Origin of the sequence: Pseudomonas sp. LW8 (assembly GCF_041956865.1) — a bacterium.
GTDB classification, from domain to species: domain Bacteria; phylum Pseudomonadota; class Gammaproteobacteria; order Pseudomonadales; family Pseudomonadaceae; genus Aquipseudomonas; species Aquipseudomonas siliginis.
Genome location: NZ_CP168137.1, coordinates 38,953 through 50,100 on the forward strand (window position 1 = coordinate 38,953; position 11,148 = coordinate 50,100).

An 11,148-nucleotide genomic window follows, 5' to 3' on the forward strand; every position below is an offset into this window, starting at 1 on the left:
AGGATATCTTAAAGTTACCGCATGGCAGGCATCGCAGATGCCTTCAGCTACCTAATAGATATCTAATAGGTAGCCGGACGGAGTAATGCAGGTAAGAAGGGCAAGCCAGTGGGATTTAAGGGTTACGCGGCTTCTACAGACACGAAGAGTCGCTTGCCGAGAGCGGACAATGCGGCTTCGAGTTGTTCGATTTTCGAGGTATGCAGAAAATCAACCAAGCGATCGCCCTGGGCTTGATGCACACCCAAAAGACGGCAAAGGTCAGCTTTCCGCATATTCCGTTCAATCATGCTGTTCCACAGCGCGATCTTCGCAACGACAACTACAGGCAAGTGGACAACGTGTTCCCCGGCTTGTGGAGCAGACGCCGGAGGAATTGCACGGCGCTGGTCAACATAGATCGATAACGTAGTCTCGATCGCGTCTAGGGCTTCGCTAGCGGCGTGATTGAGATCATCCCCATAGCTATTCAGCTCGGGAAGATCACGGCAGAACACGGCAACACCTGGTGCGCTGTCTTGCTCGAATCGAATGGCATAGTCGTACATGGTCACTCCTGGGAGGTGATTGCTCAGTTTTCAGATGCGGCGAAGGGACTCCTTAGAGTCCCAGTTGCTTTATGATCGCCTTACGGGTCGGTTCTGGCATTTCCTTACTGCCGTGATCCGCGAAGGTGCTCCTGTTGCCGTTGGGGGCGATGACTTTGAAGTGGCTTCCTTTGCCTGCTTCGAAGGTTACCCCTTGGGCCTTCAACCACCGTCTGAACTCGCTGAACTTCATCACCTCGCCTCGTTGTTTGGATAAGCCATTCTACTACATTTATGTGTTAATACAACATAAATGTTTTATTTGGTCAAAAAAAACCCGCTCGAAAGCGGGCTTTGTAATGTCCGGATTGCTTTATTGAGTAACCCGAGCTGTCAATGTTTGTCGATTTGAGACAGCAGAGCCAAATCGCATTGCCGGCAGTTCCACGTATCGGTAAGTGATCGCCGATACAACGACAGTCAACAGGAGCGTCAATAGCATATAAGCGCCAGTAGTCCAGCCTTTAATCCATTCAAACTCTGATACCTGAACCAATCTAGAAACCGAATATAGAACAACTGGGTGGAATAAGTAGATTGAGTAGCTAATAGTTCCGAGCCAGACGAGGAGGGGGAACGTAACCTTTTTACTGATTGCAAGAACTCCAAACAGAAGTACCCCCATCGCGTAAGGCACGCACAATTCCCAGTATGCAGGATTAACCGAGTACATCTTGACGGCATATAAAGCCAGACAACACCAGGCAACGACGAAGCCCACCAAGGCAAGTTTCACAACGAAGGGTAAAGCTTTGTTGTCGCTCCAAGAGCGGAATAAGGCGCCCCAAAACATGACGCCAAGGTTGAGACACATCGTGCCAAGCGCTGGATTTCGGATAGAAGGGACGGTTATCCCGACCACCGCTAAAATCGGCGGGCCAAGATGGGCAATGGTGAACAAGGCAGCTAAAGCAGCTAAGACCCATACAGACCGAAGGACTCCCGCAATGAACAGCAGCACACAAAGGCCGTAGAAAACCAGCTCGGTTTGAAGTGTCCAGTAAAGCCCCTGAATACTCGGATAACCTGCTGCTTCCTGTACCATCGTGAAGTTCCAAAAAATGGCAGGCACTGAAATATCTTTGTCCCAGATGTACCACGACGTGAACAGTCCGAATGGGATGGATAACCAATACAAAGGATACATTCGAAAAAAACGCTTAATTAAAAACGTTCTCACGCCTTCAAGCTGGCTACCTGTCAAACTTGAAGGAATGACAAAGCCGCTAATCACGAAGAAGACGACTACACCTATCCGACCAAAATCAAATAAATGAGCAATGTCGTACATCCCATCTTGTAAAGAGGGTTTAGCAAACTTCACAAATTCTTCAGAGGTGTGAAGCCACACGACTAGCAGGGCAGCTATGGCTCGCATGCTATCTATATATTCGAAGCGCTTTTTATTATCGGTCATGAAGAAAGTCCAAAGGGACAGCAGAGTAGGGCGGCAAGCCGCTTTGTAATTATGTCTGACGAGCTGCACTGGTAGGACGCCTCACCAGCTCGATCTGGATCTGTCACCCTGCCGGTTCGGTAAGGCGTCCTACCAGTGCAGTCCATCCGCACCACTCGCCCGATTGACCGGGCGGATGGATTATACGAACTTCTGATCCCTCAGGAACGAAATGGCATCAACCTCATTCCAATCCTCAGTTTCCAAATAATAGGCCGCGGTCTTGCGATCGCACTTCGTGCGCCGCATAACGATGTCGATCTGGATCTGCTCGAAGCGTTGTCGCTCGGTGAGATTTTCATCGCCGAAACGCTTGAACAAAGCCTCAGCAACGCAAAAAGGTGCAACTTCACCTGCGAACTCCTGCAGTGCCGGCAAATAAATCGGATTCGATAGCTCACGAATGGGTAACGAGCGCGTCATGCTATGATCAATCCTGGACATAACTTTCCTTCCGGTTTTTTGTGTTCAACGCCCGGGGGTGGCTGCAACCGCCCCTTGGCATCCTGCTCTCAGACCATAAAGGCCAACACAGGAATGACATCCTGTGGCACCCGGCCAGTCATCACTAAGAACTGCCTCCATACGCCATAAGGCACTTTCTTGCTGCCGTCTTTGAATGCGCGTACGCGCCGATTTGTCGAAAGCCCTAACAGATCTGCCAGCTTCTCGTCGGTGTTGTACTCTTTGAAAGTCGATTGGAATTGCCGGAAATAGGCTCTAATCAGCTTCGGGTCCGGCGGCTCCCATCCCTCGCGATCACGCAACAAGTGCGTGCGGGGAAACAAACTTTCATCGACCTCCAACGGCGTCGTTAACCTGGGCGCATTCAAGTTTTTATTAAGCTGCTCAATAGCCTCCTTCGTCGCTTCCTCAAACACCATTGCTTGCTGTGTTGCTATGTCGGGTAGTCCGATTAACATTTTCTGCAGTCCCTGATTGAGGTTAAGAACTGGGGGCTTCGCAGCCCCCACTCTCACCGTGGTGACAGCTCGATACGTCGAACGTCTGAAACACGGATGTTGACCAAACTCAGAGTTCCGGCTGCCAACATTTTCCACTGCCCTTGCTGATGTAGATGCTTGAGCGCGTAGTAAAGGTAGTCCGGTAGGAGAATGTCGGTACGGTCTACCCGGATCCCAATATGTTCTGGATTGAACACACGTCCAGGCTCGCCACATCGCTCCGCTGAGCCCCTGCGAACAATCCAGAAATGTGCTTCCGGAAAGTTCACCTGAATGGTCGCCACATCTGAAAGTCTCATCTCGTTCTCCGTGAGTGGCACGACTAGCCCCCTCAGAAGTCGAGTGGCTCTCTGCGTGCCACCAACAGAACCGATTATAGGCTCAAAGAGCCTAATAAGAAAGCACTAAATAGGCTCAAAGAGCCTTTTTGTTTCTGTCCGAAATCGATCCTTAACCGACACCCGGAAAACACCTGTCCGAAAGTGGGCCTTTGTGAATAAAGGACAGTGTACGATCCGACCACACCCATTACGGACAGCTAAAGGACGAAATACATGTCGCGCACCTTCGTGTACGCCCGGGTAAGCAAAGACGAACAGACGACCGATAACCAACTGCTGGAGATCGAGGCCGCCGGCTTCGCTGTTCAGCCACGCCGAATCGTCGTCGAACAAATCAGCGGTGGTGTTGCTGCAGCGGCTCGTCCAGGGTTTTCCAAGCTGATCGATCGCCTCGAGCAAGACGACATCCTGATCGTCACAAAACTAGATCGACTGGGCCGGAACGCGATGGATATCCGTTCCACTGTCGAACGCTTGGCAAAAGAGGGCGTAAGGGTTTACTGCCTCGCCCTGGGCGGAATGGATCTGAACAGTTCCACCGGCAAGCTGACTATGGGGGTGATTGCAGCCTTCGCCGAGTTCGAACGTGATCAGATGATCGAACGAACGAAAGCTGGGTTAGCTCGGACAGTTGCGAAAGGAACGAAGCTGGGGAGGAGGGAAGCACTTTCTGAGAAACAGAAAAGTGAAGTTCGCGAGCTGCTGGCTGCGGGTACCCCTGTCGCGAAAATTGCCCGTGATTACGCAACCTCACGGCAGACAATCATCCGCGAACGTCAGAAGGCTGAAAGCGAATGTGCTGTGCCCACATAAACGACAGGCAAAAAAAGCCCCGGCGAAGCGGGGCTTGAATCAGTTACAGGTGGTCGAGGTGATCGCGCAACCAGTTGAAGGCGCGATAAGCCTGAACCACTCGAAGCAGGGCAAAAACACCCTGCCATAAGCGGCGTATCCATTTGATCAGTCGCATATGCGGCTTCTCCAATAGAAGCCTGACCCCACTGCCTTACCGGACAGAGCAGCAGGTTGCTGAATACCGTGTCAACGTTTTCAGCGTGCCAGGTGTTTATCGACTCATGCCATTCCGGCACGTTGTCCAGACGTGGAGGCAGAGACCGGGGCAAAACTCGCCCTTGGCTTAACGTAATACCCCAAAACGTATGCCAGAAAAAAGCACTTTTGCGATTATTTGGATTTTATTTTCAGATCTATGGAAAGCCCTTGACAGGACGATCGGATAACGTTCTATGAAATTGGCACAGTCATTGCAGAATTGCCTTGAAAGGCCAGCCCTCTTGGGTTTCGCGTTCACAACAAGAAACTTCGCGAAGAAAACAATGTGGTTCGTTAGACTTTGGTGATGTACACGAACACCGAATGATCGACCGTGAGCCTCGATGAACTGTTGCGTGTTCTATTGCGCAAAGGCGAATACGTAATTTATGATCACTATGTCAACGTTTTCAGCGTACCTGCCTAACCCCACGTCCAATGGGCTGGCAAAAAAAAACCGCCCGTCCAAGGCGGTTTTTTTTGCCCGAGATTTGGCTCACGCGGTGTTCGCCGGTTACGGTTTAGGCGTAGCCTGCGCCGTGCATTCGGCAAGAAAAAAACCCGCTTTGGCTAAGCCGCAGCGGGTTCCCTTCGTCAGTCAGGTGTTAGCCGTTCCAACTATCGCGAATCGCTTCTACCAGGAGCTTTGCGAGCACCTGAATAGAAAGATTCTTTAGGAAATTTTTCATTTCCAAGCCCCTCTCGATACGGGCCTTTGTCTTTACCAGCGCTTTTCCGGAACACAGGCGCCGTCGAGAACTCGGTCAGATGATCCCAGTGAGACGTAGGCGGGGTTGATAAATCCTCGGGATTGAATCCGCGCGGATTACTAGGCCCGCGTCCCTTGGGTTTCGTTGAAACTTTTTAACGGGGGCACCCCACCCACCTTACTTTTCACATCGAACCGCAGGGGATATTACCCGGACGACGGGCTAAGTGCCATCCCAAGCGCCATCTCCAGCTACATTCACAAACGGACGAAATACTTTTCTCAGGGCGAAAAAAAACCGCCTTAGTAGGGCGGTTTTTTCCTAGCATCACGGTTAGTAGCCGTTTTGCCAAATCTCACGGGATCATCTGACTGGGATCATCTTCACAAAAGTTGACACGCGTGGCAACTCTTTTTTGAGAAACCTCGCCGTATCCTATGCTCCCCACCATGTAGTGACACCGCCAGCCTCAACCAACAAAGCCGCCACTTCCTCCTCAGTCGCCGGCTCATCCGCATTGACCGTCCAAACAGAGCCGTCATACGTCAACCAATGGTCACCCGCAACCAACGTCAGCGGGTAACTTCGACAATCAATCAGGTAAAAAAGAAGCTGCGCCTTGGGTTCGAAAATCGGCGGTGTTGGTTCGCCTGGGCGAAGGCTGTGGCCCATACCATTTTTCCCTAATTACTTTGGGATTGTACTAGCTATCCGTGTGGTCGATTTTGACGGCACCGTTCTCGTAAACGGCAAAGCTGAAATTGCGCTTCAATAGAACAGCGTCGTCCACTCCCAAAAAGCTCTCCACGGTGACAGCAGCCAATACCAGCTGAATCACTGCCTTGTCGATGTCGTCTTCACTTGAACCAGCCTTAACGACCTTAACCAGCTCTGCACCAAAAACAGGAATCGCGCCCTGGGCGAATTCCGCTCCTTTTTCTCTGAGCATTGGCAAGCGATCGGCCGCTAGCTTCAGCATATATTCGCTCGGCAGGTCTCGCTCACCGACGAACCAAGGCTTGTCTTCACTGTCGAGCAACTGGATATCACAACGCATGGGCATTCCTTTAGATGAATTAAAGAGCTGATTCTACCGGTTAGCGGTCGCTGCTTGGCGACGAACTGCTCGCACCAGGTTCAACAGCTCGAATATTGGCGCTTCCGGATCCGCTTCATTGGCCGATGCAGCATCCAGCAACATCATGATGTCGGCCAGTTGCTGTGCAGTCAGGTGCAATGGGTAGCGGGGTTCATCGTTCGAATCGGTCATGAAGCCATCTCCTCGGGTCGTTGCAAGTCACTAAAGGATCAACAACGTGCCGCACATTGAAATCTGAGTGCCACGCAGTCCCATTCCCCAGCACATTTGAATGTCATTCGAGCTTTAACGCTGGTTTTACAGGTGCTGCGGTGGTGTGGAGGAGGGCGGTGGAACTACCACTCCCCGGACACTATGAAGAGTTTTCATCTTCCCCAAGACCCCGCGGTGCCGCAGATACCTGATGTACACCATTATTAACATCGTCAGCGGCGCCGGCGGACGCCTCCGGACGGGGGCCGATCGCGCCGGCGATTGGCGCTCGATCGGGCGCTTGGGGGGCGTTAAGAACCGCCACAACTGCAGGCCGCGCAGCTTCTTTAAGCACGTGCGCGTAGGTCGCTACGGTTTGACGTGTGACTCCAGCGATCGTGGCGATCGCCGCTTGCCGAAGTTTCTCGCCACGTGCCTGCAGTTGCCGGCATGCCGCACGGATTTTAGATTCAGTCGCCTTGTGTCGGATCTCGTGCGTACGTCTGGCCGCTAGGCTCTGCCGTTCCACCAATGGCAGATCCTTGTCCAGCTGCATCGCGCCTCGATGGCACCGGCTGTCACCGCTGTATCGATCCCATGTCCACCGTGCAACAGATTTCACCGTGGCCTTGAGCGAGGACAGCGGCAGATTTTCGGAGAATCCGTGCTTTTGGAAGTTGTTGTTGTTGTGTGCGAAGGCTTCTAGGGAGCGAGTGAATGCCGTGAATGTCCCGCGCTCGCGTTCACGGTTGACAATGCTGTAGGCGAAGAACCGCAGCTGTTCGAATAGGATGCAATGCCGAGAGTGGCCCAGGTCATCGATCTGCGGGCCTTTCCCCCAGGGAGAGACTGCAAGATCAACGTAATCCGCAAGTTCGCCGAGTTCGTAGACGTGGTTGTGTAGTTCGGTGGTCGACCACCACGGATGACCAGGTGTTTTTGCCACAGGGCCGCTGTTGTATTCCTTGTCCGCATTCAGGCGAGCCGCGAAGGCCGCGTAAACGGCCTTCATGTACTGGATCGGCTTGGCCCGCGCATTCTCTGTAGTGCAAACAGAAGGGATCGCGTAGTAGAGGTGGGAATGGCCGTTTGCCCGATTGCGAACAACCAGGTTCGGTGCCGGCAGATCCTCGTCATTCCAGATCAGCGAGTTGGTGTGATCGAGGTCAAAGATCAACCATGACACCATTCCCGGGCGGTTGATCTGCATGTAGGGGTAGCGGATGGCGTATTCGCGAGGACGGATCCGCGTAGCGGTTTTGTCGTCACTGCAACGGGCGAGGTAGGGAGCTTCTTGCAACACGCGGCTTAGGGCGGTGTTGTCCTCGAAAAATCTCCCGGAAGGTGAGTACAAACTGTCTACAGACGTGCTATTTCGGCGTTCTCTACCGTCCTGACCGGACGAGCCTATAGCTTTTGAAGTCAATTCCATTTTCAACGCCTTACGGCGGAAAGCTGATTACGTTGACATTCTGCGACTTGCACGAAGCCGCAGTGCGCGCCATAATCGGCTCACCAATTGATGTGTAGAGCAGGTTTTCACCGTCGAAAGAGAAAGACCTGTTCTGATTTTCCAAAAAGCCCGGTTACCAGCCGGGCTTTTTGGTTTCTGCGATTCAGCTTTTTACACGATTGGACTCTCTGTGATGGCAGCTCAGTGCTGCTCGGACTTGCCTTCGGAATTTTCGCCCTGCAGATCTAATCGGAACTGCGGGTGTTTCACTCCTTCATCCACTTCCTTCAGATAATTCATCACCGCTTTACGGATGGTCTCGGACACCGTAGTACCTTCCAAACGCATGGCGGCATCAAATCGTCTTTTGGCTTGCTCATCGAGCTTGAAGCTGACGACAGCGGTTTTGTGTTCGGCGGTCATAGGCGGATACCAAAGTAATACGGTAATACACACCCTGCGGAGATTAGAAGTTCTACGGTAGTACGTCAAGCAGGCCCAAGAGGGTAAACCTTGGCAGCTCAAGAACTTAAAGAGGGAAGGTGCCACGTAGGGAAGTGGAGCCAGACCAATCGTCACTGTTCCAGTTGGCGATCGCCTCGATCAGTGTCGAGCCTTCACGCACAATCGCGCCATCCTCATGCGCCATGCACACAATCAGCGGGTGGCCGTCGCTGTCGGAATGCCTATCGACGTCAGGCTTCCGGCCGCAACCTGGCTCCGGGCACCCTTTGATGGTCTTGTGCACCTGTCTGGCTAAAGAAAGGCGATCGCGGCTATCGAGTCGGTCAGCCAGGCTCAGAAGATCACGTAGTGAATCGACCAGATCTTCGATGCTGCTTTTCTGGCCTGCAGGTGGATCAGCCAAAAGCTGCTCAAGTACCCCGAGCATGCTCCCTCGGCATTCAACCTGCTGAGCGCTGTAGCCCATATCGATCAGCCGCTGCTGAACGATCTTGTCCTCTGATCTCATGTTTTTCTCCGGTTCGCTTCGCGAAATCTCCTCCCCACGGAGGGGGAGGAGGGCAGCACCTGGTTAATTCATTTCGGGGCCGTGTTCTTCTTCCGGCTCCGGAGTAGAGGTGTCGGTGGTTGGCACTACAACGCCGGCAGGTGCCGGACTGTTGATGTCCTGTGCCGCTGTCTCGGACTCGCCATGCCACTGCCGGCGGTTCGCAGTGATCTTCTGGACGTTCCCGTTTTCGTCGACCTGTTCAACGGTCACAGGGCGAGTCCCGAGGTCACGCAGTGTCATCGCCTCGCCGATATTGAACTGATCGCTCTCCATCACGTCCTGTAGGCCTACGCCCCACAAAGTCCGCTCGCCGGCATCGGTTTTGAGCTTGACGAAGTAGCTGGTGTCATTACCAGGCTTGTTCTGGTAGTGCGCCGGGCCGTGTTCCAGCAAGACTCCACGAATCAATTTGCGATCGGCAGACGCCACCGCCGCACGCGCAGTTTTCAATTCAGCAGCCGGTTGAGCCGAAGGTGCAGCAGAAACCCGCGCAACGTGTTGTTGCTGCCAGGCTGCGAACACTGTTTTGTCCGCATCAGGTGCACGAGACGGAATACCGAGTGTGTCCGCTACGCGCTCCAGGAAGCCGGCTCGATCGCCGGCAGCAATACCGGTCAGCTTGTCGCCCAACTGTGCCGCTATGTCGGCGGCAGTCACGCCCAGGGCGTACGCCAGTTCGATCTCGCCGGTGATACCTTTGCCGTCCGCGAGATAGCGTGCTTGTTGGGCCTCGGCGTTGGCCCTCGATGCAGGGGTGTCGCCAACTTGATGAAGTGGCAGATCTGCAGTCTTTCTCAAATTCCGCTCGATCTGATTGACCATCTTGGCGGCAAAGGACATTGCCGGATCCAATGCCGTCACTGCTTCGGGAGATGCTTCTACAGTTTCGTAGATCTCTTCCATGGTCGATTTGAACGCCTCACGGTAGAACGGATCTTCCATGAAAGACGTCATGAGCTTCTCGGCGGCGGGGCTGAAATCGTTCGCGGCAACGAGCCAAGTAGCGTGATCGATGCCCCGGAGTTCCATCATCGATGGCGAGGAACGAATGTCATCCTCCGACAGCTCCCCGTTACCCCAGCTTTTCCGATACTCAGTCTCGCGATCGATGATGAAGCTCGGCGCGTTGTCGTCCGGAAGAATGACGTTCGATGCACCCTGTGCCGCCGGCGCCGGTGTTTCAGGCGCTGCAGGCGTGGCCGCTGCTGCAGGTGCAGCTTCAGCCCCGGGTTTCTCGATCACTTGACCTTCGCTTTCGATATCCAGCTCTGCACGGCGGGCCTTCAGGCTGTCGTTCATGGCCTTGTCAGTGAAGTGAACGTCCATTTTGCCCTTGGCAGCGGCTTCGATAACCAGGCGCTTAAATTCGGCGGTGCCGTTGATCGTCAACGTGCTGCCAAAGCGTTCCCGGGCAAGCCCGAGCGCAACAGACACGCCGGCTTCAGTGATCCCTGTACGGCGCAACGCAATAGACGTACCGGTATCGACAAACAGCGTGCGATCCGTGTTCTTGTCGATGTAATGCACGTTCTGGCTGAACTTCGCTTTGCGGGTGTAGATATCCTTCGCGCTCAGTTCTGCCTCGCGCTCCTTGGTGAGCTTCGGGTCAACCTGCAGCGCAATCCGTCGAAGAATTCCTTTGACGCGACTGCGTACCGGCGTCGGCCCAGCTGCACCAGGGCCGCTGATCGAGTACGACGGATTTTTTTCTTCTTCCGTTGTTTCTTTAACAAGACCGCGAATTTCTGCACTTCCCATATAAGTAGCCTCATGGTGTAAATCAGGGGTTTTAATTGCCTCACGCGCTTTCAATCTTTCAAACGTCAGGATTGAAACCAGTTGCTTTTTATCTAGCCGGGTTAAACGGTCATCGGAAAACACCGATCGCCTTATTTCGAAGAAACGTCGGTCAACTCTTTGCATAGCACGGCGTTGCGCCGGCAATAAGGTGTTCTGTACAACTTGCCGGCTGAAGTAAGCCGCTACTGTTGATGCACTTCGGTTTAAAACAATCTGCTTTCGAGTTGCCAACTTGAAAAGCAACTCAGCCCCAACAGACTTCTTCAACGGTTCAAAAAGCCTTCGACCTCGGGACTCAATATCGGCAACCGAGGCGACTTTGTGCGGGTTCCGAGCATGCGGCGGTAGAACCTGGTCTTTCCCTTTTCTCGCTCGAAGTGCCCTGGGCTTACGCCGCTTAGCCGTGGTGGGTTTAGCTTCAGGTCGATGCTTCACAGGCAACAAACCCGCATCGATCTGGATGACGAGCTCGTCATC

13 protein-coding genes are annotated in these 11,148 nt (G+C 53.4%); 1 reads left to right on the forward strand and 12 read right to left on the reverse strand.

From position 1 onward, the window contains the following. Positions 1 to 122: 122 nt before the first annotated feature. The 6 genes from AB9L16_RS00240 to AB9L16_RS00265 all read right to left on the reverse strand — a co-directional run bounded on the left by AB9L16_RS00240 (position 123) and on the right by AB9L16_RS00265 (position 3,307). Positions 123 to 548, reverse strand: a complete 426-nt coding sequence (locus AB9L16_RS00240; RefSeq protein WP_375122173.1) for a type II toxin-antitoxin system HicB family antitoxin — start codon at positions 546 to 548, stop codon at positions 123 to 125. A gap of 52 nt (positions 549 to 600) precedes the next feature. After that, positions 601 to 780: a type II toxin-antitoxin system HicA family toxin gene (locus AB9L16_RS00245; RefSeq protein WP_003229979.1), complete on the reverse strand. Its 180-nt coding sequence runs from the start codon at positions 778 to 780 to the stop codon at positions 601 to 603. Positions 781 to 900: 120 nt separating this feature from the next. Beyond that, on the reverse strand, positions 901 to 2,004 hold the full coding sequence (locus AB9L16_RS00250; protein ID WP_375122174.1) for an acyltransferase family protein: 1,104 nt from the start codon (positions 2,002 to 2,004) through the stop codon (positions 901 to 903). A gap of 180 nt (positions 2,005 to 2,184) precedes the next feature. Beyond that, positions 2,185 to 2,466 carry a hypothetical protein gene (locus AB9L16_RS00255; RefSeq protein ID WP_375122175.1) on the reverse strand — a complete coding sequence of 94 codons (282 nt, stop codon included), beginning with the start codon at positions 2,464 to 2,466 and terminating at the stop codon, positions 2,185 to 2,187. Positions 2,467 to 2,555: 89 nt separating this feature from the next. Continuing rightward, complete coding sequence (locus tag AB9L16_RS00260; protein ID WP_375122176.1) at positions 2,556 to 2,966, reverse strand: hypothetical protein; 411 nt, start codon at positions 2,964 to 2,966, stop codon at positions 2,556 to 2,558. A 53-nt stretch (positions 2,967 to 3,019) separates the two neighbouring features. Then, positions 3,020 to 3,307, reverse strand: a complete 288-nt coding sequence (locus AB9L16_RS00265) for a hypothetical protein (protein WP_375122177.1) — start codon at positions 3,305 to 3,307, stop codon at positions 3,020 to 3,022. Between the two features lie 255 nt (positions 3,308 to 3,562). On the opposite strand from AB9L16_RS00265, the gene AB9L16_RS00270 reads away from it, so the two are divergent. Next, positions 3,563 to 4,162, forward strand: coding sequence for a recombinase family protein (locus tag AB9L16_RS00270; RefSeq protein WP_375122178.1), 600 nt, complete (start codon positions 3,563 to 3,565; stop codon positions 4,160 to 4,162). A 1,653-nt stretch (positions 4,163 to 5,815) separates the two neighbouring features. Here the strand turns inward: AB9L16_RS00270 and AB9L16_RS00275 are convergent. The 6 genes from AB9L16_RS00275 to AB9L16_RS00300 form a co-directional block, all read right to left on the reverse strand. Then, positions 5,816 to 6,169 (reverse strand): hypothetical protein, encoded by a 354-nt coding sequence (locus AB9L16_RS00275; protein ID WP_375122179.1) that lies wholly within the window; start codon positions 6,167 to 6,169, stop codon positions 5,816 to 5,818. Positions 6,170 to 6,202: 33 nt separating this feature from the next. Beyond that, positions 6,203 to 6,382 (reverse strand): hypothetical protein, encoded by a 180-nt coding sequence (locus AB9L16_RS00280; protein ID WP_375122180.1) that lies wholly within the window; start codon positions 6,380 to 6,382, stop codon positions 6,203 to 6,205. 181 nt (positions 6,383 to 6,563) lie between these two features. After that, positions 6,564 to 7,835 carry a replication initiation protein gene (locus tag AB9L16_RS00285; RefSeq protein WP_375122181.1) on the reverse strand — a complete coding sequence of 424 codons (1,272 nt, stop codon included), beginning with the start codon at positions 7,833 to 7,835 and terminating at the stop codon, positions 6,564 to 6,566. 222 nt (positions 7,836 to 8,057) lie between these two features. Continuing rightward, complete coding sequence (locus tag AB9L16_RS00290; protein WP_375122182.1) at positions 8,058 to 8,279, reverse strand: ribbon-helix-helix domain-containing protein; 222 nt, start codon at positions 8,277 to 8,279, stop codon at positions 8,058 to 8,060. A 106-nt stretch (positions 8,280 to 8,385) separates the two neighbouring features. Next, positions 8,386 to 8,829, reverse strand: a complete 444-nt coding sequence (locus AB9L16_RS00295) for a hypothetical protein (RefSeq protein WP_375122183.1) — start codon at positions 8,827 to 8,829, stop codon at positions 8,386 to 8,388. 63 nt (positions 8,830 to 8,892) lie between these two features. Then, positions 8,893 to 10,794, reverse strand: coding sequence for an LPD7 domain-containing protein (locus tag AB9L16_RS00300; protein WP_375122212.1), 1,902 nt, complete (start codon positions 10,792 to 10,794; stop codon positions 8,893 to 8,895). Positions 10,795 to 11,148: the final 354 nt, after the last annotated feature.

Excerpts from the sequence above, each read along its gene's own strand:
- AB9L16_RS00240 (WP_375122173.1), bottom strand. The coding sequence starts at position 548 with ATGTACGACTATGCCATTCGATTCGAGCAAGACAGCGCACCAGGTGTT.
- AB9L16_RS00245 (WP_003229979.1), bottom strand. The coding sequence starts at position 780 with ATGAAGTTCAGCGAGTTCAGACGGTGGTTGAAGGCCCAAGGGGTAACC.
- AB9L16_RS00250 (WP_375122174.1), bottom strand. The coding sequence starts at position 2,004 with ATGACCGATAATAAAAAGCGCTTCGAATATATAGATAGCATGCGAGCC.
- AB9L16_RS00255 (WP_375122175.1), bottom strand. The coding sequence starts at position 2,466 with ATGACGCGCTCGTTACCCATTCGTGAGCTATCGAATCCGATTTATTTG.
- AB9L16_RS00260 (WP_375122176.1), bottom strand. The coding sequence starts at position 2,966 with ATGTTAATCGGACTACCCGACATAGCAACACAGCAAGCAATGGTGTTT.
- AB9L16_RS00265 (WP_375122177.1), bottom strand. The coding sequence starts at position 3,307 with ATGAGACTTTCAGATGTGGCGACCATTCAGGTGAACTTTCCGGAAGCA.
- AB9L16_RS00270 (WP_375122178.1), top strand. The coding sequence starts at position 3,563 with ATGTCGCGCACCTTCGTGTACGCCCGGGTAAGCAAAGACGAACAGACG.
- AB9L16_RS00275 (WP_375122179.1), bottom strand. The coding sequence starts at position 6,169 with ATGCGTTGTGATATCCAGTTGCTCGACAGTGAAGACAAGCCTTGGTTC.
- AB9L16_RS00280 (WP_375122180.1), bottom strand. The coding sequence starts at position 6,382 with ATGACCGATTCGAACGATGAACCCCGCTACCCATTGCACCTGACTGCA.
- AB9L16_RS00285 (WP_375122181.1), bottom strand. The coding sequence starts at position 7,835 with ATGGAATTGACTTCAAAAGCTATAGGCTCGTCCGGTCAGGACGGTAGA.
- AB9L16_RS00290 (WP_375122182.1), bottom strand. The coding sequence starts at position 8,279 with ATGACCGCCGAACACAAAACCGCTGTCGTCAGCTTCAAGCTCGATGAG.
- AB9L16_RS00295 (WP_375122183.1), bottom strand. The coding sequence starts at position 8,829 with ATGAGATCAGAGGACAAGATCGTTCAGCAGCGGCTGATCGATATGGGC.
- AB9L16_RS00300 (WP_375122212.1), bottom strand. The coding sequence starts at position 10,794 with ATGCAAAGAGTTGACCGACGTTTCTTCGAAATAAGGCGATCGGTGTTT.